This window comes from Desulfocurvus thunnarius (assembly GCF_055390965.1).
In genome coordinates this window covers 99,957-120,209 of record NZ_AP042411.1, presented here as the reverse complement: position 1 = coordinate 120,209, position 20,253 = coordinate 99,957, and the positions used below count along the sequence as shown (strand labels likewise).

Below are 20,253 nucleotides of genomic sequence, written 5' to 3'. Positions count from 1 at the left end.
CGACCATGGCGAAAGAATTGAAGAAAGTGAACGTGGTGACGGTGGGCGTGGGCTTCACGGGCGGCATCGCCCTGGCGGAATGCGCCAAGGCGGGTCTTTCCGCCGTCGGTCTGGAGCGCGGCGGCCGTCGCGGCCTGGACGACTTCCTGGAAATCCATGACGAGTGGCGCTACGCCATCAACTTCGGCCTGATGCAGGACCTGTCCAAGGAAACCATAACCTTCCGCAATTCCGAGAAGATGCCCGCCCTGCCCATGCGGCGCATGGGCTCGTTCTGCCTGGGCGACGGCCTGGGCGGCGCGGGCGTGCATTGGAACGGCATGAACTACCGCTTCAAGCCCTACGACTTCCAGATCAAGACCATGACCGAGGAGCGCTACGGCAAGAACAAGCTCGGGCCGGACTACCAGCTTCAGGACTATCCCCTGACCTATGAGGAACTGGAGCCGTACTTCACCAAGTTCGAGTACGCCATCGGCGTGTCCGGCGAGCCGGGGCACTTCGACGGCAAGCGCTCCAAGCCCTGGCCCATGCCTCCGCTGGTCAAGACGCCGGGCATGAAGCTCTTCGAGAAGGCGACCAAGGGGCTGGGCTACCATCCCTACCACATTCCGGCGGCCATCGCCTCCGAGCCGTACACCACCACGGACGGCATGCAGCTCAACCCCTGCCAGTATTGCGGGTTCTGCGAGCGCTTCGCCTGCGAATACGACGCCAAGGCCCAGCCGACCAATACGTTCATCCCCGTGGCGGAAAAAACCGGCAACTGCGAGGTGCGCTGCAACTGCAACGTGGTTGAAATCCTGAAGAAAGGCAACAAGGTCACCGGCGTGCGCTACGTGGACACGCTGACCATGGAGGAATTCATCCAGCCTGCGGACGTGGTGGTGCTTTCCAGCTACGTGCTCAACAACGCCAAGCTGCTCATGGTGTCGCAAATCGGCCGCCAGTACGACCCCGCCACCGGCAAGGGCACGCTGGGCAAGGGCTACTGCTACCAGATCCTCCCCGGCGCCACGGGCTACCTGAAGGATCCCTCGAACCTCTACGCCGGAGCCGGAGCCCTGGGCATGGTCATCGACGACTTCAACGCCGATGCCTTCGACCACTCCGGGCTGGACTTCATCCACGGCGGCTGCATCGCCCTTTCGCAGACGGGCAAGCGGCCCATCGCGGGCAACACCACCGACCCCGGCACCCCGTCCTGGGGCGCGGAGTTCAAGAAAAGCTCGATCCGCAACTTCAACCGGACCTTCGGCGTCGGCGCGCAGGGCGCGTCCATGCCGCACCGGGCGAACTTCCTGGACCTGGACCCGACCTACAAGGACGCCTACGGCCTGCCCCTGCTGCGCATGACCTACAACTTCACCGACCAGGACAAGGCGCTCTTCACCTACATGAACAAGAAGATCGAGGAGATCGTCAAAAACATGGACACGGTGGCCGTCGCGCCCCGGGGCATGATCAAGGACTACAACATCGTGCCCTACCAGACCACGCACAACACCGGCGGCACCATCACGGGCAAGAGCCCCGAGGACAGCGTGGTCAACTCCTACCTGCAACACTGGGACGCCGAGAACCTCTTCGTGGTCGGCGCGGGCAACTTCACGCACAACGGCGGCTGCAACCCCACGGGCACCGTGGGCGCCCTGGGCTTCCGCTGCGCCGAAGGCATTCTCAAATACGCCAAGAGCGGCGGCATGCTGGCCTAAGCAAGGCGCCCCGATTGCGCGGGGAATCCAGACGCGGCGGGGCGGTCCGGAAGTTCTTCCGGGCTGCCCCCCAGCCCGGGCTCCTGCGCCGTGCCGCATGATCAGGCCTCACTAACAAGCAAACGGCTTTGACGGGTTCGTCAAAGCCGTTTTGCCTTGGGGCGGGGGTGGGGGCCCGGCGCAAGAAAGGAAACCGCCGCCGCAGTCGCAAGACTGTGGCGGCGGCTTTTCTCCGAGTGGAGCGGGGGAGAGTGGCCTGCGGTCAGGCCACGTCCCAGGCCTGCCCGGCGGGGGTGTCCTTGACCGTGGCGCCCAGGGCGGCGAGCTGGTCGCGCAGGGCGTCGGAGGCGGCGAAGTCCTTGGCGGCGCGGGCGGCGGCGCGCTGGTCCAGCAGGGCCTGGACCCGGGCGGTGTCGATGCCCTTGCGCCGGGCCTGGGTGTCGCGCAGGGCGGCGAGGAACTGCGCCGGGTCCTGGGTGAAGACGCCGAGCACCGCGCCCCAGGTGTCCAGGTCGGCCTGGATGCGCTCCCAGGCGGCCTTGGCGCCCCGGGTCTTGCGCAGGGCCTTGTCTTCGGCGATGCGCCCGGCCAGCCGCACGAGGTTGAACACGTGGCCCAGGGCCTGGGCGGTGTTCATGTCGTCGGCCATGGCCGCCTCCCAGGCGGCTTCCTGCTCGGCGATCTCGGCGTTCAGTTCGGCGGGCAGGTCCGTGGCGGCCCATTTCGTGCCTGCCAGGGCGGCGGCCATCTCCTGGCGCGCGGTGTAGATGCGCCGCAGGTTCTTCTCGGCCTCGTCCATGTTGTCCAGGGTGAAGTCGATGGGGCTGCGGTAGTGCTTGGTCAGCAGGAAATAGCGCAGCGTCTCGGGCAGGTAGGCCTCCATGATCTCGCGGATGGTCTTGAAGTTGCCCAGGCTCTTGGACATTTTTTCCGAATCCACCTGCACGAAGCCGTTGTGGACCCAGAAGCGGGCCATTTCCCGGCCCGTGGCGGCCTCGCTCTGGGCGATTTCGTTCTCGTGGTGCGGGAAGACGAGATCCTGGCCGCCGCCGTGGATATCCAGCGGCAGGCCGAGGTGTTTGTCGCTCATGGCCGAGCACTCCAGGTGCCAGCCGGGGCGGCCGGGGCCCCAGGGGCTGTCCCAGGTGGGTTCGCCGGGCTTGGCGGCCTTCCAGAGGGCGAAGTCCAGGGGGTCTTCCTTTTCCTCGCCGGGGGCCACGCGGGCGCCCGCGCGCATCTCGTCGATGTCGCGGCCCGAGAGTTTGGCGTAGTCCGCAAAGGAGCGGACCCGGAAATACACGTCGCCCGAGGGCGTGGCGTAGGCGTGCCCCTTGGCGATGAGTTCTTCGGTCAGGGTGATCATCTCGGGGATGTGCGTGGTGCAGCGGGGCTCCACGTCGGCGCGCAGGATGCCCAGGCGATCCATGTCCTCGTAGAAGGCCTGGATGAAGCGCTCGGCCAGGGCCATGGGGTCCTCGCCGTTCTCGTTGGCGCGCACGATGATCTTGTCGTCGATGTCCGTGAAGTTGCGCGCGAAGGTCACGGTATAGCCCATGTGGCGCAGGGTGCGCACGAGCACGTCGAAGACCACCGCCGAGCGCGCGTGGCCGATGTGGCAGTAATCGTAGGCCGTGATGCCGCAGGCGTACATGCGCACGTGGTTGCCGCGCAGGGGTGCGAACTCCTCCTTGCGGCGGGTCATGGTGTTGTACAGTTGCATGGGGTCGCTCCCTGGCGTGATGATTGCGTTGGCGTGGCCGGGCCTTGCGGGCCGGTTGGGCATCATGCCCGAAACGGCCCGGGCCGTCAAAGCCCTTGGCCGCGCCGGGGCGCCCAAGCGGGCCGCGCCCGCCTTTGCCATTCTTAATAAATCATGAACGAACGTTAACGCGCGGCGGCCATGCGCGGGGGGGCTTCTTGCATGCCCGGGCTGCGACGGCAGGGAGGCGGCAGAATGTGCAGCCGCTTCCCCTTCCAGCCGGGGGCGTAAACCAAGGAGCAAGGACATGTCGATTTCCAGCGTAAGCGGACAGGGCACATCGTCGCTGCAGGACCTGCTGGCGACGATGCAGTCCGGGTCGCAGTCCTCCAGCGGGGTCTCTGAGGACGCGTCGTCCCTCCAGGCCAAGCTCATGGAGGAGTTCGACACGGACGGCAACGGCGAACTGAGCGAGGAGGAGCTTGCCGCCCTCGTGGAGAAGCTCGAAGCCATGCAGGACAATCTGGCCATGATGAACCAGATGCGCATGGGCGAAGGCGAGGACGACGGCGGGCTCATCGGTTCGCTCATGCAGAGCCTTGAGGAGTCCGGCGAGACCGAGGCCGCCGACGCCGACGGCGACGGCGAGGTCACCCCCGAGGAGGCCCTGGCCTACTTCGGCCTGGACCAGGAGGGCGATGCCCTGCTGTCCGCCGTGCAGAATGCGGGAACGGGCTCCTCCGGCAGCGAGGAGGAGGAAGAGGAGGAGACCTCCGTGACCGAGGCGGCCGCCGCGGGCTCGTCGTCCTCCACCGAAGAAGCCGACCTCAACGGCGACGGCGTGGTCACCCAGGAGGAATGGGCCGAATTCTACGGCGTGAGCGCCGAGGATCTCCAGGCCATGGGCCTGGGCGGCAGCCAGGGTTCGGAATCCGGAAACTCCATGGCCAAGCTGCTGCGCGAGGCCGTGCAGGCCTATCGTGACGCCTACAACTCCCAGAACGAGTCGAGCCTCGACAGCCTGGGCGGGTTGATGGATCTGGGTTCCGGCGTGGATTCCGTGGCCTAGGGCATCCGCCGCGCCGGGACCGTAAACGGGAGCCGACCCGCCATGGATGGCGGGCCGGCTTTCCTTTTGCCCGAGGCGGCAGCGGACCGCACGGCCGGGCAGGGGCCGTGTGCCGGGAGCGGGGCGCTTACCCCGGGAGCAGGGCGCTGACGCAGGCCACGGCCTTGATGCCCTTCTTCTCGCCCGTGAAGCCCAGGCCCTCTTCGGTGGTGGCCTTGACGTTGACCCGCCCGGCGGGCAGGCGCAGCAGTCCGGCCACGGCGGTGCGGATCTGGGCCTTCCAGGGCGCCAGGCGCGGCACCTGGCAGATGAGCGTCAGGTCGGCGTGGGTCACTTCCAGCCCGGCTTCCAGGGCCATTTCCAGCACCTCGTTGACCAGCACGGCGGAGGGAACGGCTTCGTAGCGCGGGTCGGTGTCCGGAAAGTGCTCGCCGATGTCGCCCCGGCCCAGGCAGCCCAGCAGGGCGTCGGCCAGGGCGTGCAGCAGCACGTCGCCGTCGGAATGGGCCACGACCTCCGGCCCGCCCTGGATGGGCACCGTGCCCAGGACCATGGGCCGCCCGGGGCCGTACTTGTGCACGTCGTAGCCCCAGCCGGTGACGGGCACGCGGGCCGGGGCGGCGCTTCGGGGCGCGAGCATCCGCAGATCCTCCGGGGTGGTGATTTTCACGTTGCTCTCCTCGCCGGGCACCACGGCCACCTCCAGGCCCAGGGCCTCGACCATGGATGCGTCGTCGGTCACGTCCAGCCCGTTGCGGGCGCAGTGTGCGTGGGCGGCCAGCAGGTCGGCCAGGACGAAGGCTTGCGGCGTCTGCACCGCCGCCAGTTCCGCCCGGGGCAGGGTGGCGGCGACGTGCCCGCCCGCCACGCGTTTGACAGTATCCTTCACCGGCACGGCGGGGATGGCCGCGCGGGCGCCCGCATCCAGGGCCGCCAGCAGCGCGGTGACCAGCGCGGCCGAGGCGAAGGGCCGCGCCGCGTCGTGAACCAGCACCCGTGTGCAATCCCGGGGCAGCACGGCCAGGGCGGCGGCCACGGAATCCTGACGCCGCGCGCCGCCGGGGGCGAAGCGCAGGGGCAGCCCCAGGTCCTCGGCGGCGGCCAGGGCCTCGGCCCGGGCCCCGGCCTGGGCCAGCTCGGCGGGCGGGAAGGCCAGCGCCACGCCGTGAACCCCGGCCACACGGGCCAGGGTGCGCACGCCGGCCCAATAGAGCGGGGCGCCGCGCCAGGGCAGGAACTGCTTGCCCGTGCCGAGCCCGGCGGCGGCCAGCCGCGTGCCGCTGCCTGCGGCGGGAATCACCACCCACGTGCTCATGGGGCCTCCTGGAGGGGTGCGGATACGTTGCGGGCGCGCCGGGGGCCGAGCCCCGGGCGCGCCCGGTCGTGTGCTGAAAAGGGAGCCGGACTGTAAGCCGGGTTCTGTTCCCCTTGCGGGGTGGCCATCATTCCTCTAGGGCGGCGGTTGCCCGCCGCCTCAAGCAGCCTACCCGAAGGCATCGGCCGGGCCAGCCTCAAACGCCTTCCTATTTGGCCTTGCTCCGGACGGGGTTTGCCGAGCCGACCGGGTCGCCCCGGCCGCTGGTGGGCTCTTACCCCACCGTTTCACCCTTACCCTCCGGGGAGGGCGGTTTGCTTTCTGTGGCACTTTCCGGGGATTTCGCCCCCTGGACGTTATCCAGCGTCCTGCCCTGCGGAGCCCGGACTTTCCTCCCCGGCCCTTGCAGGCCGCGGCGATGGCCCGTCCGGCTCCCAAGTCTTGAAACTAGGTCCGCCCGGCCCCGAAGTCCAGAGCCCGGGGCCGGGCGGCACGAATCAGCGGTCGTCGTCGTCGCGCTCGTCGTCGGGGCCGTCGTGGTCGTCCGCGTAGCGCGGCTCCTCGTCGCGCTCGTCGTCGGGCCCGGCTTCGTCCTCGTCGTCGTCCATGGCCACCGGGGTGCGGATGGCGGCGGCGGCCAGGGGCGAGTCGCAGGCGTGGAAATGCTCGCACCAGTAGATCAGGCGCTGGCAGTTGGGGCAGGAGAGGATGGTCTCGCCCTTTTGCAGGTCGTTGAAGGCCTGGGGCGGAATCTGGATGAAGCAGCCCGAGCAGACGCCCGCCGTCACCGGCACGATGACGGGGTTGGAGATGCGCTCGCGGATGAATTCGTAGCGCTTGAGCACCGGAGCGGGCACCACGACGCAGGCTTCCTCGCGCTCTTTCTGCAACTCGGCCAGGCGTTTGCGCGCGGCGGCCGAGCGCTTCTTCAGGTTGCCCTGGTATTCCTCAAGCTGGGCGGTCAGCTCGGCCTGCTCCTTTTGCAGCTCGTCGAGCAGGGCGGTCTGGCGCTCCAGCTCCTCGGCCAGGGCGACCTTTTCCTCCTCGCGGTTGCGCGTGGTCTTCTCCATGTTGTCCATTTCGCGCATCATGGCGTGGTATTCGCGGGTGTTGCCCGCCATCATGAGCTTGTTCTTGCTCTTTTTGATGCGCGAGGTGTTGTCCTCGATCTCCAGGTCCAGGCGCTTGCGCTGGGTGTTCAGGATGTCGAGCTTGTCGTCGAGAACGGCCTTGCGTTCCAGAAGCTCGGCATTCCTGGCCTCCAGGTCGGCCAGTTCGCGGGGCATGCTGCCCAGTTCTTCTTCAAGGACGAGGATCTCGCCGTCCACCTTCTGGAGGACGACGAGTTTTTCGATCTGTTCGAGGTACATGCTCAAAGGGGTATCCTCCCATGGCCGCACGCGGCGGCCGCTTCGGTCTGCGCGGCCCGCGCGGGCCGGCCTTGGTTGCTCGGTTCCGGGCCGGGCCCGGGGAACCTATTTGGGCAGGTGGACCCGCAAGGGGTCGCTGCCGGGGAAAAAACGCACGCTGACGCCCTGCGGGCCGAGACGTTCGTCCAGCAGGGCGGCCATCTCGCGGGTCATGCGCTCCTCAAGGGAGAAATGACCCACGTCGATGGTGAAAATTTCGGCCTCCATGGCCGCGTGGTACTTCACGTCGCCGGTGACGAGCACCTCGGCCCCGGCGGCCTGGGCGGCCCCGCCCAGGGACGCCCCCGAGCCCGTGCAATACGCCACCGTGCGCACCCGGCGCGGCGCCTCCCCCGCCAGGGTCCAGAAGTCGCGCGCAACGCAGTCGCCCAGGTGCGCGGCGAACTCCTCCCAGGGCAGCGGCGCGGGCAGTTCGCCCGCCAGACCGTAGCCCGTTTGCGGCGCCTCGGGGCCTGCGGGTTCGAGCACGCGCAGGTTCTCCAGGCGCAGTGTCCGCGCCAGCCAGCCCGCCGGGCCTTCGGGGCGCACGTCCAGGGAGGTGTGCGCCGCGTAGAGCCACACGCCGTCGGCGAGCACGGCCCGCGCGGCGTCCAGGAAATATCCGGGCCGCGACAGGGGCTTGGGCTCCATGTACAGCGGATGGTGGGTCAGCACCATGTCCGCACCCCAGTCCAGGGCCTCGCGCAGCCGCCCGGGCGCGGGGTCGATGGTCACGCCGAGCTTGCGCACCTGGGCGCGGGTTCCGGCCACCTGCACGCCGCTGTTGTCCCACGCGGCGGCCCCGGCGGGCGGGGCGATCTGCTCGATGCAGGCGATGACGGCTGCGTGATCCATGGTCTCTCCGGCTTCGGGCACCGGTTGGGGAGCCAAGGAGGGCGAGGGCGCTCCGCGCGGCGGGGCTTCTCGCGGCACCTCCGGGGTGTCGGTGGTGGGCCAAGCAGGGGTCGAACCTGCGACCATCCGGTTATGAGCCGGAAGCTCTGCCAACTGAGCTATTGGCCCATCCGGTGCTTGCCAAGCCGAATTTCATATCCTTTTGAGGCGGTTTTTGTCAAGGCGCGGCCCGGTGCCCGGGGCGGCGGGACGTACGCCGACCGCGTTCCATCATGAGCGACGGGTGCGACACGATGCCGGAGCGCGAGCCGGGTCGCCGACTCATGACCGGATGGTCGCGGGCCCGGCTGCGGGCAGCATGGGGCTGCCCCTTTCCCGGGTGAGTGAACAAGCGCGCCGGACCCGGCAGACGGGCCCGGCGCGCGGGAGGTCGGGGATTTTAGTTCAGGAACGCGCCTGTTGCGTGAAAGGGGAGCGGCGCGGCGGCACTGCCGACTTTGGGCCGCCTGCCTTCAGGAGCTTCAGGAGCGGGCCTTGGGGCATTTGTCGCGGCAGTACTTGATGGCCTGCCGGGCGGCGACGGCGCCTTCGCCCACGGCCACGCTGATCTGCGCGAAGCGGCCCACGCAGTCGCCCGCGGCGTACACGCCGGGGATGTTCGTCTCCTGCATGGGGTTGGCCACGATGTGGTTGCCGTTGCGTTCCAGGCCCAGGGTCCAGGCGAAGTCCGACGAGGAGGCCTCGCCCATGGCGATGAACAGGCCGTCGGCGGCGTAGGTGTCGCCGTCCTCGAAGACCAGGGTCTCCAGGGCCGGGGCGCCGCGCAATTCCACGATCTTGCGCTTGATGATCGGGATGTTGGCTTCTTCGAGTTTCTTCAGGTATTCCTGGGAGATCGTCATTTCCTTGCCCTGGGTGCACAGGGCGACCTTGTCGGTATAGGCCAGCAGTTCCAGGGCCTGGCTGGCGGCGTAGACGCCTTCGCCCAGGGCCACCACCGGACGGCCGCGATAGAAGAACCCGTCGCACGACACGCAGTAGGAAATGCCCTTGCCGTCGTAGTCGTCGAAGTTGGAGATGCCGGGGCGGACCTTGGAGACGCCCGTGGCCAGGATCACGGCGCAGGCGTCGTAGTGGCCGGACTCGGTCTTGACCTCGAAGCGCATGGCCTCGTTCATGTGGATGCCGAGCACCCGGGCGGTGACGATGGTGGCGCCGAAGCGCTCGGCCTGGGTGCGCCCGGCGGCCATGATGACGTTGGCCTTGGTGGTGTCGGGAAAGCCGAAATAGTTGTCGATGTCGTATTCGCCGTCGATCTTGGGCGGCAGGCCGACGACGACGGTTTCGATGTCGGCCCGGGCGGCGTAGATGGCGGCGCTCAGGCCCGCGGGGCCCTGGCCGACGATCAGCAGTTGAACCTGTTGCATGCATTCCTCGCGGGGGTTGGCGTTGGCTTGTCCTTCCCCCCTTTTCTATCAGGACCGCGCCCGGCCCGCAACCGTGCCCACATGCCGCGCAAAATACAGGAACGGCGTGTCGAGAAGGGCGACGATGCTCTTGAAAACATACGTCGTAAGCATGATTTCAAGCAGCACGGGCCATGGGAAGACGCCCCAGAACGCAACGAGGCAGAAAATGGACGAATCGAGCAGTTGGCTGACCAAAGTGCTGGCGTTGTTGCGCAGCCAGAGCTTGGCGTCTCCCGTGCGGTCTTTCCAGAAATGAAACGCCCAAACGTCGTGGAATTGGGACACGAGATAGGCGGCCATGCTGGCCAGGGCGATGCGCGGCAGGAGGCCGAAAATGGCTTCCATGTGCGGCTGGGCGAAGTCGTCGGCCGTGGGCGTGAAGGCCAGGGCGATCTGCATGTAGACCGTGGCCAGCACGAGCACCGTGAACCCCAAAAGCACCCCGCGTTTGGCCGCGGCCTTGCCGTACAGTTCGCCGAGCATGTCGGTGGAGAGGAACACGCTGGCGTAGAGCACGTTGCCCAGGGTGGTGGTCAGCCCGAAGAGCTGCACCGTCTTGAGCACCTGGATGTTGCACAGGATCAGGTTGAAGACGATCAGGCCGTAGAGCCCGGCCTTGCCGAAGAAGCGGTGCAGGACGACGACCATGGACAGGTCGAACAGGGCAAAGCCCAGCCACAGGATTTCATTGGGCATGTCGAACTCCGGAGTGATGTTTTAGATGGAGGGCGGCCTCCATCCCGGCGGTGTGCCGGAGGGATGCTCCATAGGCGTCTTCGGGGCGGGGGTCAAGCCGGGCGGGAGGGCCGGGGTTTGAGCGGGAGCCAGGGCGTCGTTGTGCAAAACCCTGGGCGGTTTTTTATCCACTTTTTTCCAGACACGGTTGCCTTGGGTAAAATATTCAGTTATATTAATATGTAAGCAACAGCATAATAAATTTCCGGTCGTACCCCGTTGTACAGGGCCACCCGGCAAACCTGTTGAAAACGCAAGGAGGCTCACCATGAAGGCGCAAATCGACAGCAGCTACAAGCTTTTTATCGGCGGCCAGTGGGTCGCGGGCTCGAACGGCAAAACCTTTACCACCCGCAACCCGGCCAGCGGCGAGGCGCTGGCCACCTGTGTGGACGCAAGCTCCGAAGACGTGGACGCCGCGGTGCAGGCCGCGTGGAAGGCCTTCGAGTCGTGGAAGCGTACCAGCCCGCAGGAGCGGGCGGCCGTTCTGCTGCGCGTGGCCGATCTCATCGACGCCAACGCCGGGCACCTGGCCATGGTCGAAACCCTCGACAACGGCAAGCCCATCCGCGAGACCACGGCCATCGACGTGCCCCTCTCCTCGGACCATTTCCGCTACTTCGCCTCCGCCATCCGCACCGAGGAAGGCCGCGCGGTGATGATCGACGACACCACCATGAGCATCATCCTGCGCGAGCCCATCGGCGTGGTCGGGCAGATCATCCCCTGGAACTTCCCGCTGCTCATGGCCGCCTGGAAGATCGCCCCGGCCCTGGCCGCAGGGGACTGCGTGGTCATCAAGCCCTCCAGCGAAACGCCGCTCAGTGTGCTGGAACTCGCCAAGCTCCTGGCCCAGGCCGTGCCCCCGGGCGTGGTCAACGTCATCACCGGCAAGGGTTCCGGCGCGGGCAACGACATGCTGACCCACCCGGGCTTCCGCAAGCTGGCCTTCACCGGCTCCACCAAGGTGGGCTACACCGTGGCTGCGGCCGCGGCCGCAAAGCTCATTCCGGCCACGCTGGAACTGGGCGGCAAGTCGGCCAACATCATCTTCCCCGACGCGCCCTTCGAAAAGGCGCTGGAAGGCATCCAACTGGGCATCCTGTTCAACCAGGGCCAGGTGTGCTGCGCGGGGTCGCGCGTGTTCGTGCATGAGGACGTGTACGACAAGTACGTCGCGGCGGCGGCGGCGGCCTTCGGCAGGATCAGGGTCGGCCTGCCCTGGGAGAAGGACACCATCATGGGCTCCCAGGTGAACCAGCATCAATTGGAGAAGATCCTGGCCTATGTCGAGGTGGGCAAGGCCGAGGGCGCGACGGTTGCCGCCGGAGGCCGACGCGCCGATGCGGGCCCGTTGGCCAAGGGCGCCTTCATGCAGCCCACGTTGCTGACCGACGTGAAGAACTCCATGCGCGTGGCCCAGGAGGAGATCTTCGGCCCCGTGGCCTGCGTCATCAAGTTCCGCGACGAGGCCGAGGTCGTCGCCATGGCCAACGACAGCGACTATGGCCTGGGCGGCGCGGTCTGGACGCGCGACCTCAACCGGGCCATGCGCGTCGCGCGGGCGGTGGAGACCGGGCGCATGTGGGTCAACTGCTACAACCTCCTGCCCGCCCACTCGCCCTTCGGCGGCTACAAGAAGTCCGGCATCGGCCGCGAAACGCACCTCATGATGCTCGACCACTACACGCAGAACAAGAATATCTACATCCACATGTCCGAGGAGCCCCTCGGGCTGTACTAGCCGCGCACGACCGGCGGGACGGGGCTCCGGCCCCGCCCCGCCCCCGCGCGGGGAGGCGGAACATGGCCGCGATAACGCCGGATACTCCGGTGGACGAGGTGCTGGCCCTGCCCGGAGCCATGACCTATTGCATCCGCAACGGGGTCTCGCCCTTTTCCTGCGCCGGGGAGTACCCGGGCAGCATCGGCGAGTTGCTCGAACGCAAAAACGCGCCCGACCCGGAAGGCTTCATCGCCGGGCTCAACGAGCTTGCGCGGGGGGCGGACGAAGGGTAGGCGGCGGGCGCGCCCCGGCCTTGCGAGAACTCGACCGGACGAGGATGGCACGGTGTCTGCCGGGGCGCAGGTCGCCCCATCCGGCCGATGCCGGGCCAGACCGGGCCAGACGTGGCCAGACATGGCCAGACATGGCCAGACATGGCAAAAAGGCCGCCCAAGGGCGGCCTTTTCATTGCGTGTGCAGGGTGCCCGCGCCGGGCCTCAGCCCGCAGCGCCCGCGCGGGTGGCGGGTTCGGTCAGGCATTCATTGGCTAGGCAGACCTGGTTGCGGCCCTGGCCCTTGGCCGTGTACAGGGCACGGTCGGCCTCGCGCACGAGGTCCGCATTGCGCGCGAAGGCGCCCGGGGTCAGGGACGAGACGCCGATGCTGGCCGTGACCGTGAAGTCGCGACCCTCGAAGGAGAAGCGCAGGGCCTGGACCTTGGTCCGCAGGCGTTCGGCCAGCAGCAGGGCCTGGGCCTGCCCGGTGTGCGGCAGGATGACGCAGAATTCCTCGCCGCCGTAGCGCGCGGCGAAGTCCGTGGAGCGCAGGGTGTCCTGAAGCAGTTGGCCCACGTCCTTGAGCACCAGATCCCCGGCCTGATGGCCGTAGGTGTCGTTCACGGCCTTGAAGTGGTCCAGGTCGAGGATGAGCAGGGAGATGTCCTGCCCGTAGCGCTGGGCGCGCGAGAGTTCCTCCACGATGCGCTCGTCGAAATAATGGCGGTTGTAGATGCGCGTGAGGCCGTCGTGGTCCGCGCGCAGCTTGACTTCGCGGTAGAGCAGGGCGTTCTTCAGCGCGAGGCCCATGTGGCTCACGGCGGAGTTGAGCACGTCGCGCTGCTGGCGCGTCAGGCGGACCTCCTCGCCGGTCAGCAGGGCCAGGCAGCCGAAATTGCGCCCGCCCGCCTTGAGGGGCAACAGGAAGAAGCGCCCGTCGCGCGGGGTCAGGTCCGCGCCCTCGGCCACGGCGTCGGCGTCCATGAGGTAGGTGAGCTGGTAGCTCTCGACCTTGGCGCCCGAGAGTCTGCGCGCGCTGCCCAGAAGCAGTTCTATCCATTGCTCCTGCACGGCGGGGTCCTCGTGGAAGGCCAGGAAAATCTCGCTTTCCATGGAGTCCTTGCCCATCTCCTGCCAGAAGATGCCCTGGGCGGCGGTGACGGGCAGCAGTTCGGCCAGGTCCTTGCGGGCGGTGGCCACGATGGTCGCGGGGTTCAGGCTTTCGGACACCCGGGCCATGAAGCGGTTGAGGAACAGCAGATAGTCCGTCTTGCGCGAGAGGATTTCCCGTTCCAGGGCGATTTCGCGGGTCATGCGCATGATGTCTTCATAGAGCGAGTGGACCTCGCCCGCCTTGCGCATGGTGTCGATGATCTTGGGTTCGGCCAGGGGGCGACGCAGTACGGTCAGAAAGCCCATGTCGATGAAGGCCTCCAGGTCGGCCTCGCCGCCCGGGTCGAGCACCAGCACCTTCTGGGGCGGGTCCCATTCCAGGATGGCCGCGCGCCCGGCGGCGTCCAGCCGCTCCCACACGCGCATGGGAATCCAGACCATGAAAGGCGTTTCCTCGTCCATGTCCGTCTCGCCCGGCAGGGCGGACTCGGGCCAGTTGCGCAGGGTGCAGCCCGGCACGGCGGCCTGGATGCGCTTGGCGTCCAGTTCGTCGAGCCCCAGGCCCCAGAAGAGGATGTTCTGTTCCACAGTGTTCATTGCTGCGTCCTTTGTGCTGAGAGGGCGAATCGCAGTTTGGCTAGCAAGAACGGGGCCAAAATGGAGCGGGGCCCGGCGCGGCAGAAGCCCCCTGGCGGGCGCGGATTTTTTTGCGGCCTGCCCGGCGGTCGGTTTTTTGACTTGGGGCCGCGCAGGGGCTAAACCCGCCGCCGGGTTGCGCCGATGAGCCGACGGACCCGACGCGTCCGATTCGCGTCCGTCTTGCGTTCGGCCCGCGCCCACCCCGTTGGCGCGCTCCGGAAACTTTGTTCCCTGGGAAGGTCCATGCCCGAAACGCCGCTTGTGTCCGTCGTGGTCGCCAATTACGAGTACGCCCGCTTCCTGCCGCGCCTGTTCGACAGCCTCGCGGGGCAGACCTTCGGCCTCTCGCGGGTCGAGCTGGTGGTGGTGGACGACGGCAGCGCCGACGAGTCCGTGCCTGTGGCCCGGGCCTTGGGCGCGGCCCTGGGGCTGGCGCGGCTGCGCGTGCTGCCCCTGCGCCATCAGGGCCACCCCGGCCCGGTGCGCAACGCGGGGCTGCGCGTGGCCGCCGGGCGCTACCTGCTCTGCCTGGACGCCGACGACGAACTGGCCCCGGGCTTCCTGGCGCGCACGGTGGCCGCCCTGGAGGCCGATCCGGACGTGGCCCTGGCCTATACGGACTATGTGGAATCCGGCCCCGGGGGCAGCCGCGATGTGGCCCTGCCGGAGTTCGACCCCGCCCTGCTGCGCACCCAGAACCCCCTGACCCTGGCCACGCTCATGCGCCGCGAGGTCTTCGCCGCCAGCCGGGGCTTCTCTTCGGCCACGGCCTATGAGGACTGGGATTTCTGGGTCCAGGCCGCGGCGGCGGGGTTCTCGGGACTGCGTGTGGCCGCGCCGCTGTTCCGCTACAACCACCACCGGGCGAACTTCTCCTGGCGCGCGCGGCTGGCCGACGGCCGGGCCAAGGCGCAGATCGTTGTGGACAACAAGTATTTCTTCGCCCCCGAGGTGCTGGCCTGGGCCCGGGCGCTGCTGCGCGGCGAGGCCTGGGCCGTGCCCTTCAAGCGCGGGCTCATCCCCCGTGTGCAGGACGTGGCCGCCCTGCGGGCCATTGCCGCGGACGTGGCCCGGGCCCGTGCGGTTCAGACCCAGGCGCGGCCCCTGACCCAGGGTTCTTGACGCGCGCCCCCGCCAGGAGGCATGATCGAACGCTATGGAATCGCGGAAAATCTGGGCCACTCTGGATCCGTTCCACGAGGGCGGGGAGATCATGGGCCGCAGCGTGGCCAACGAGGCCTTCCTGCGCGCCCTGCTGACCCTGGACCCGCTGGACGAATACCATTTCTTCCTGCGCGATCAGGTGCTGGCCCGGGGGATGGAGGAGTTCCTGGCCCGCGAGTTCCCGGCCCTGGCGGGCGACGGGCGCCTGCGCGTGCGCACGCGGCGGGAGTTGCCCGGGGCTCTGGCCTCGGGGCGCCATCACTGTTTTCACCTTTCGGACTGCATCAACAACCCCGCGCACCTGGCCCGGCTGCGCAACGCCCTGGCCCCGGCGCTGTTCCCCATCACCGCGCCCACCCATTCCCTGAGCTATACGCGCTACATGCGCGACCTGCTGGCCCACCTCTGGCCCGGGGTCACCCCGCGCGACTGCGTTGTGGCCACCTCGCGCGGGGCCGTGGGCGTGCTCGGCGCGCTGTACGACCACCTCGACGGCTGCTACGGGCCATTGCCCCGGCCCCGGGTGGAGCGCATCCCCCTGGGCGTGGACACCGAGGCGCTCTGCCCGCCGGACCCCGCCCAGCGCGCCGCCGCGCGCGACCGCCTGGGCCTGGACGAGGACCACTGCGCCCTGCTCGTCTTCGCGCGCATCTCGCAGTATTCCAAGATGGACCTCGTGCCCGTGCTGCGCGCCGCGCGGCGCATGGCCGCCGGAGGGGTCGACCTTGCGCGCCTGCGGTTGTTCGTGGCGGGTTGGACCGACGCGGGCGACCCCTATCCGGCCACCCTGGCGGCCCTGGCGGCCAACGCGGGGCTGCGCCTGGAGGTGGTGTCCCGACCCGACGAGGCCGCCAAGCGCGACCTGTTCCACGCGGCGGACGTGTTCCTCTCGCCGGTGGACAACCCTCAGGAAACCTTCGGGCTTACGGTGCTGGAGGCCGCCGCCTTCGGGCTGCCCGCCGTGGTGTCGGACTACGACGGCTACCGCGACCTTGTGCAGGACGGGAGCACGGGCCTGCTGGTGCCCACCCTGGGCCCGGGGCCGACCCCCGACGTGGACGCCCTGGCGCCCCTGGTGTTCGACAACCAGTCGCACCTGCTGCTGGCCCAGCAGACGGTGGTGGACGTGCCCGCCCTGGCCCGGGCCCTGGCCCGGCTGGTGCGCCAGCCGGAGCTGCGCCGGGCCATGGGCCGGGCCGCCCGCGAGCGCGTGCTCGCGGAGTTCACCTGGGCTTCGGTGGTCCGGCGCCATGTGGAGTTGTGGGACGCGCTGTGGGCCGAGCCGGTGGACGAGGCCGCCTTGCGCGGGCGGGCCCACCCGCTGCACATGCCCTACGGCGCGGCCTTCGCGGGCTATCCCACGGCGGGCTGGGACGACGCCCTGGCCCTGCGCTGGTCGCGCACGGGCGAAGCCGTCTATCGCGGGCAGGATTTCATTACCGTCTGCGCCGGGCTGGAAGGGCTGGTGGACCCGGAGCATGTGTCCCGGCTGGTGTTTTTCGCGCGCAACGCCCTGGGGGCCGGAGCCCTGGCGGCCAAGGTCGCCGCCGGGTGCGGGCTGGACGCCGGGCAGGCGCGTTTCCTGGTGCTCTGGGCCCTGAAGCACGACCTGCTGGAACGCGCCGGGCAGAGCCTGGGCTCCGGCGGGGCGCGCTGAGGTGCCCCCCGTGTCTTCTTCCGGCCCCGGGGATTCTTCGGCGCCCGATGCCCCCCGGGGGGCCCCCGCTGTTTCTTCGGTTTCCGCCGCCTCGGGGCCGCTGCCCCGGGTGCGCCAGCACACCCTGTTGCGCCTGCGCGGGGGCACCACGGGCGTGGCCCGGCTGCTGCACGAGGCGCTCCTGGCCGCCGGGGCCGACGCGGCCCTGAGCTATGAGCAGGACGACGCCCCGGGGGCGGCCTCCGAGGTTGCCCGAAACGCGGACCCCGGGGCCGAAACGCCGCCCCCCGGGCGCGAGCCCGGAGTCGAGATGCGCGTATCGCCCCTGGCCGCCGGGGCCTGGGCCTTGGCCGACGGCCCGGCGCTGCTGCACCTGCACGCCAGCGCGGACTGGCAGGCCTGCCTGCGCGGCGCGCTCTACGCCGGGGCGCGCACGCTGCTGACCCTGCACGACTGCCGGGCGCTGACGGGCGGGTGTCCCTATCCCCTGCGTTGCCGCGAGTGGCGCACGGGCTGCATGGACCCCTGCCCCCGGGGGTTCGAGGAGGCCCGGGCCGCCTGCGCCGGGCGGCGCGAACTGCTGGGCAGGCTGCGCCCGGTGCTGGCCGCGCCCTCGCGCTGGCTGGCGGACATGGCCCGCGAGGCCCTGCCCGGGCTGGACGTGCGCGTCATCCCCAACGGCATTCCCTGGCCCGGGCGCGTGCCCGCGCGGGGCGAGGCCCGGGCCCGCCTGGGGCTCGGGGCCGGGCCGCTGCTGCTTTTCGCCGCCCACGGCGGCACCGAGGCGGCCTACAAGCGCGGCTGGCAGTGGGTCGAGTCCTTCGCGCGCATCCGGGCCCGGGTGCCCGGGGCGCAGTGCTTCATCGTCGGTGGCGGGCGCTACGAGCGGCGCGACGACGGCGTGACCTTCTGGCCTTATGTGGACAACGCCACCATGCTGGCCTTCATGCGCGCCGCCGACGTGCTGGTCTACCCCAGCCAGGCCGACAACCATCCGCTGACCGTGCTGGAAGCCCTGAGCCAGGGGCTGGCCGTGGCGGCCTTCGGCGCCGGGGGCATCCCCGAGCAGTTGGCCGACCCCGAGGCGGGCATCTGCGTGCGCAGCATGCAGTGGGCCGAGCTGGAGGCCGCCGTGGTGGCCCTGCTGTCCACCCCCGGGCTGGCCCGGCGCATGGGCGAGCGCGGTTTCGCCTACGGGCGCAAGCGCTTCACCGCCGAGCGCATGGCGGCGGACTACCTGAAGCTCTACCGCCGCCTGGGGGCCTGAGCCCCGGCGCCTTCAGCCGCGCGGCGCCCTGCCGCGCAGGCTTTCTTCCAGGAAATCCAAGACGATTCGGGCCGTGGGCCGATGAAAGACCATGCCCAGGTGGCAGACGGGGGCGGTTTCGCGTTCCTGCCAGCCGGGGGCCTGGATGCGCAGGCCCTGGCGGGGCAGGACGATGTTGTCCATGGGCGAGGCCAGGCTCAGGCAGGGCGTCTGGGGCGGCCTGTCGGCGGCCTCCACGGCCTGGATGAGCGGGCCGCGAAAGGCCAGGGAGCGGCCCAGGGGGTTCAGGGCCAGCCCGGCCAGGGCGCTGCCCTGGTGCGGCGCGCCCAGGGTGGCGGCGGCCGACACGCGCCCGGCCAGGGGGCTTGTGTTCAGGAACTGGCGGATGGCCAGCCCGCCCAGGCTGTGACCCACCAGGACCACCCCGCGCCCGGGCCGGGCGGCGTCCAGGCGGCGCACCTCGGCCTCCACCCGGGCCACGATGGCCGCGAAGTCGTCGCGCAGGCTGTGGTAGGTCAGGGCGTGCAGGTCGCGGTATCCGGCGGCGTGGAACCATGTCGAAAAGGGCAGCCAGGCCGAGGCGGTGTGCATGTAGCCGTGGACGAAGAGCACCGGCGGCCCGGCCTGGGGCCCGGGGTCGGCCTCGGGCGAACGCAGCCACAGCCGCTGGAGCAGGAAAACCGGATACAGGGCCACGGCGGCGGCCTGGACCACGAGACTGGAGGCGAACGCCGCCGCGCCCAGGCTGAAGACGTGGCCTTGCGAGAGCCGGTGCAGGTGGTCCAGGTGCGCCGCGTCCACCACGCGCCAGAAGCGCCACCACGTCACGGCGCAGAACACGAGCACGCCGAGGCACGGCAGGACGACGAGCGGCAGGATGAACAATGCGGGCATGGACCTTCCTTGGCGGCGGGAGCGTCGGGCCATGGTAGGGCCCGGGGGCGTAAAAGGGAAGGGGGCTCAGGCGACGGGCGTCAGGTTGCCCAGGAACTGGTCCACGCTGCGTTCCCAGGTGTGTTCCAGGGCCAGGGCGCGGCATTGGGCGGGGTCCATGGTCAGGGCCCGGGCCACGGCGCGGCCCAGGTCCTCGTCCAGCCAGCCGGTGCGGCCGTGGGCCACCACGTCGCGCGGGCCGGGCACGGGATAGGCCGCCACGGGCACCCCGCAGGCCATGGCCTCGATGAGCACGATGCCGAAGGTGTCCGTGCGGCTGGGGAAGACGAACACGTCGGCGGCGTCCAGGTGCACGGCGAGGTCCAGCCCGGTCTTGCGGCCCGGGAAATGGGCCTGCGGATAACGGCGGCGCATGGCCTCCAGGGCCGGACCGTCGCCGATGACCACCTTGCTGCCCGCCAGGGGCAGGCTCAGGAAGGCGTCCAGATTCTTCTCCACGGCCACGCGGCCCATGTACATGGCGATGGGTCGGGGCAGGGCCAGGGCGCCCTTGCCGCGCGGGCGAAACAGCTCCGTGTCCACCCCCCGGCCCCAGTGGCGCAGGTTGGCGAAGCCCCGGCGGGTCAGCTCCTCGCGCAGGCTCGGCGTGGAGACCATGGTCGCCGCCGCCGGGCGGTGGAACCAGCGCAGGGCGCGGAAGGTCCACTCCTCGGGCACCCCGGAGCGCATGCGCACGTAGTCGGGAAAGCGGGTCATGAAGGCCGTGGTGAACGGCCAGCCCCGGCGCAGGCAGTGGTTGCGCGCGGCCAGCCCCAGGGGGCCCTCGGCGGGCACGGCCACGGCCTGGGGCCGGAAGTCGTCCAGCAGTCGCCCCAGGCGCCGCCCGGGCAGCAGGGAGAGGCGGATGTCCGGGTAGGTCGGGCAGGGCATGGTGCGAAACAGGCCGGGGTGGATCACGAGCACCTCGTGGCCGCGCCCGGCGAGGCCCCGGGTCATGCGGTTCAGGGTGGTGACCACGCCGCTGGTCTGCGGCTGCCAGGCGTCGGTGCAGATGGCGATTCTCATGGGCGGCTGGCTCCGGGCGCCGGGAGCGGCGCGGGGTTGCGCGCAAGGGTTGCGGGAGGGCAGCGGGACGCTGCGAGGGGCTGGGGCATGGGTACACCGCCCGGCGGCTTGTGACAACGCATGACGGCCCGCAAGGGGCCGTCGTCACCGGAATTTCGCCCGGGCGTCACCGTGGCGCCACGTAGCG

Annotated in this window: 16 protein-coding genes, 1 tRNA gene and 1 other RNA gene; 7 read left to right on the top strand and 11 right to left on the bottom strand. The window is 69.7% G+C overall.

All coding sequences use genetic code 11. The features are described from left to right. Positions 1-5 precede the first annotated feature (5 nt). Positions 6-1,715 carry a GMC family oxidoreductase gene (locus ACZ5KV_RS00500; protein ID WP_464240384.1) on the top strand — a complete coding sequence of 570 codons (1,710 nt, stop codon included), beginning with the start codon at positions 6-8 and terminating at the stop codon, positions 1,713-1,715. Between the two features lie 262 nt (positions 1,716-1,977). On the opposite strand, the gene cysS is transcribed toward ACZ5KV_RS00500, so the two are convergent. After that, positions 1,978-3,435 carry a cysteine--tRNA ligase gene (cysS, locus tag ACZ5KV_RS00495; protein ID WP_464240383.1) on the bottom strand — a complete coding sequence of 486 codons (1,458 nt, stop codon included), beginning with the start codon at positions 3,433-3,435 and terminating at the stop codon, positions 1,978-1,980. 286 nt (positions 3,436-3,721) lie between these two features. On the opposite strand from cysS, the gene ACZ5KV_RS00490 reads away from it, so the two are divergent. Then, positions 3,722-4,483, top strand: a complete 762-nt coding sequence (locus ACZ5KV_RS00490) for an EF-hand domain-containing protein (RefSeq protein ID WP_464240382.1) — start codon at positions 3,722-3,724, stop codon at positions 4,481-4,483. Between the two features lie 127 nt (positions 4,484-4,610). On the opposite strand, the gene ispD is transcribed toward ACZ5KV_RS00490, so the two are convergent. The 7 genes from ispD to ACZ5KV_RS00455 all read right to left on the bottom strand — a co-directional run bounded on the left by ispD (position 4,611) and on the right by ACZ5KV_RS00455 (position 10,227). Next, the gene (gene ispD, locus ACZ5KV_RS00485) at positions 4,611-5,798 is read right to left on the bottom strand and encodes a 2-C-methyl-D-erythritol 4-phosphate cytidylyltransferase (protein ID WP_464240381.1); all 1,188 of its coding nucleotides are present in this window, start codon (positions 5,796-5,798) and stop codon (positions 4,611-4,613) included. 77 nt (positions 5,799-5,875) lie between these two features. Next, an RNA gene (gene rnpB / locus ACZ5KV_RS00480) (RNase P RNA component class A) lies at positions 5,876-6,233 on the bottom strand. Positions 6,234-6,295: 62 nt separating this feature from the next. Beyond that, positions 6,296-7,168, bottom strand: coding sequence for a zinc ribbon domain-containing protein (locus ACZ5KV_RS00475; protein ID WP_464240380.1), 873 nt, complete (start codon positions 7,166-7,168; stop codon positions 6,296-6,298). A 105-nt stretch (positions 7,169-7,273) separates the two neighbouring features. Further along, the gene (locus ACZ5KV_RS00470) at positions 7,274-8,062 is read right to left on the bottom strand and encodes a Nif3-like dinuclear metal center hexameric protein (RefSeq protein WP_464240379.1); all 789 of its coding nucleotides are present in this window, start codon (positions 8,060-8,062) and stop codon (positions 7,274-7,276) included. A 92-nt stretch (positions 8,063-8,154) separates the two neighbouring features. Beyond that, positions 8,155-8,230, bottom strand: a tRNA-Ile gene (locus tag ACZ5KV_RS00465). Positions 8,231-8,583: 353 nt separating this feature from the next. Next, positions 8,584-9,489 carry an NAD(P)/FAD-dependent oxidoreductase gene (locus ACZ5KV_RS00460; RefSeq protein WP_464240378.1) on the bottom strand — a complete coding sequence of 302 codons (906 nt, stop codon included), beginning with the start codon at positions 9,487-9,489 and terminating at the stop codon, positions 8,584-8,586. Between the two features lie 48 nt (positions 9,490-9,537). Next, positions 9,538-10,227 carry a queuosine precursor transporter gene (locus ACZ5KV_RS00455; RefSeq protein ID WP_464240377.1) on the bottom strand — a complete coding sequence of 230 codons (690 nt, stop codon included), beginning with the start codon at positions 10,225-10,227 and terminating at the stop codon, positions 9,538-9,540. Positions 10,228-10,534: 307 nt separating this feature from the next. Between ACZ5KV_RS00455 and ACZ5KV_RS00450 the strand changes: the two genes are divergently transcribed. Beyond that, positions 10,535-12,010, top strand: coding sequence for an aldehyde dehydrogenase family protein (locus tag ACZ5KV_RS00450; RefSeq protein ID WP_464240376.1), 1,476 nt, complete (start codon positions 10,535-10,537; stop codon positions 12,008-12,010). 62 nt (positions 12,011-12,072) lie between these two features. Beyond that, positions 12,073-12,285, top strand: a complete 213-nt coding sequence (locus tag ACZ5KV_RS00445) for a hypothetical protein (RefSeq protein ID WP_464240375.1) — start codon at positions 12,073-12,075, stop codon at positions 12,283-12,285. 204 nt (positions 12,286-12,489) lie between these two features. On the opposite strand, the gene ACZ5KV_RS00440 is transcribed toward ACZ5KV_RS00445, so the two are convergent. After that, the gene (locus tag ACZ5KV_RS00440) at positions 12,490-13,977 is read right to left on the bottom strand and encodes a GGDEF domain-containing protein (RefSeq protein WP_464240374.1); all 1,488 of its coding nucleotides are present in this window, start codon (positions 13,975-13,977) and stop codon (positions 12,490-12,492) included. Between the two features lie 285 nt (positions 13,978-14,262). Between ACZ5KV_RS00440 and ACZ5KV_RS00435 the strand changes: the two genes are divergently transcribed. The 3 genes from ACZ5KV_RS00435 (at position 14,263) to ACZ5KV_RS00425 (ending at position 18,107) form a co-directional block, all read left to right on the top strand. Beyond that, positions 14,263-15,141 (top strand): glycosyltransferase family 2 protein, encoded by an 879-nt coding sequence (locus tag ACZ5KV_RS00435; RefSeq protein WP_464240373.1) that lies wholly within the window; start codon positions 14,263-14,265, stop codon positions 15,139-15,141. A 34-nt stretch (positions 15,142-15,175) separates the two neighbouring features. Continuing rightward, a complete protein-coding gene (locus ACZ5KV_RS00430; RefSeq protein WP_464240372.1) occupies positions 15,176-16,840 on the top strand; it encodes a glycosyltransferase family 4 protein in 1,665 nt (554 codons plus the stop codon). A gap of 109 nt (positions 16,841-16,949) precedes the next feature. Continuing rightward, a complete protein-coding gene (locus ACZ5KV_RS00425; RefSeq protein WP_464240371.1) occupies positions 16,950-18,107 on the top strand; it encodes a glycosyltransferase in 1,158 nt (385 codons plus the stop codon). A 12-nt stretch (positions 18,108-18,119) separates the two neighbouring features. Here the strand turns inward: ACZ5KV_RS00425 and ACZ5KV_RS00420 are convergent, their stop codons facing one another. Then, the gene (locus tag ACZ5KV_RS00420; RefSeq protein ID WP_464240370.1) at positions 18,120-19,001 is read right to left on the bottom strand and encodes an esterase/lipase family protein; all 882 of its coding nucleotides are present in this window, start codon (positions 18,999-19,001) and stop codon (positions 18,120-18,122) included. A gap of 66 nt (positions 19,002-19,067) precedes the next feature. Then, entirely contained in the window at positions 19,068-20,066 is a 999-nt protein-coding gene (locus tag ACZ5KV_RS00415) for a glycosyltransferase family 4 protein (RefSeq protein WP_464240369.1), read from the bottom strand. Between the last annotated feature and the right edge of the window lie 187 nt (positions 20,067-20,253).

Bases quoted from the DNA above. Each gene is read 5' to 3' on its own strand.
- ACZ5KV_RS00500 (WP_464240384.1), top strand. From the start codon at position 6: ATGGCGAAAGAATTGAAGAAAGTGAACGTGGTGACGGTGGGCGTGGGC.
- cysS (WP_464240383.1), bottom strand. From the start codon at position 3,435: ATGCAACTGTACAACACCATGACCCGCCGCAAGGAGGAGTTCGCACCC.
- ACZ5KV_RS00490 (WP_464240382.1), top strand. From the start codon at position 3,722: ATGTCGATTTCCAGCGTAAGCGGACAGGGCACATCGTCGCTGCAGGAC.
- ispD (WP_464240381.1), bottom strand. From the start codon at position 5,798: ATGAGCACGTGGGTGGTGATTCCCGCCGCAGGCAGCGGCACGCGGCTG.
- ACZ5KV_RS00475 (WP_464240380.1), bottom strand. From the start codon at position 7,168: ATGTACCTCGAACAGATCGAAAAACTCGTCGTCCTCCAGAAGGTGGAC.
- ACZ5KV_RS00470 (WP_464240379.1), bottom strand. From the start codon at position 8,062: ATGGATCACGCAGCCGTCATCGCCTGCATCGAGCAGATCGCCCCGCCC.
- ACZ5KV_RS00460 (WP_464240378.1), bottom strand. From the start codon at position 9,489: ATGCAACAGGTTCAACTGCTGATCGTCGGCCAGGGCCCCGCGGGCCTG.
- ACZ5KV_RS00455 (WP_464240377.1), bottom strand. From the start codon at position 10,227: ATGCCCAATGAAATCCTGTGGCTGGGCTTTGCCCTGTTCGACCTGTCC.
- ACZ5KV_RS00450 (WP_464240376.1), top strand. From the start codon at position 10,535: ATGAAGGCGCAAATCGACAGCAGCTACAAGCTTTTTATCGGCGGCCAG.
- ACZ5KV_RS00445 (WP_464240375.1), top strand. From the start codon at position 12,073: ATGGCCGCGATAACGCCGGATACTCCGGTGGACGAGGTGCTGGCCCTG.
- ACZ5KV_RS00440 (WP_464240374.1), bottom strand. From the start codon at position 13,977: ATGAACACTGTGGAACAGAACATCCTCTTCTGGGGCCTGGGGCTCGAC.
- ACZ5KV_RS00435 (WP_464240373.1), top strand. From the start codon at position 14,263: ATGCCCGAAACGCCGCTTGTGTCCGTCGTGGTCGCCAATTACGAGTAC.
- ACZ5KV_RS00430 (WP_464240372.1), top strand. From the start codon at position 15,176: ATGGAATCGCGGAAAATCTGGGCCACTCTGGATCCGTTCCACGAGGGC.
- ACZ5KV_RS00420 (WP_464240370.1), bottom strand. From the start codon at position 19,001: ATGCCCGCATTGTTCATCCTGCCGCTCGTCGTCCTGCCGTGCCTCGGC.
- ACZ5KV_RS00415 (WP_464240369.1), bottom strand. From the start codon at position 20,066: ATGAGAATCGCCATCTGCACCGACGCCTGGCAGCCGCAGACCAGCGGC.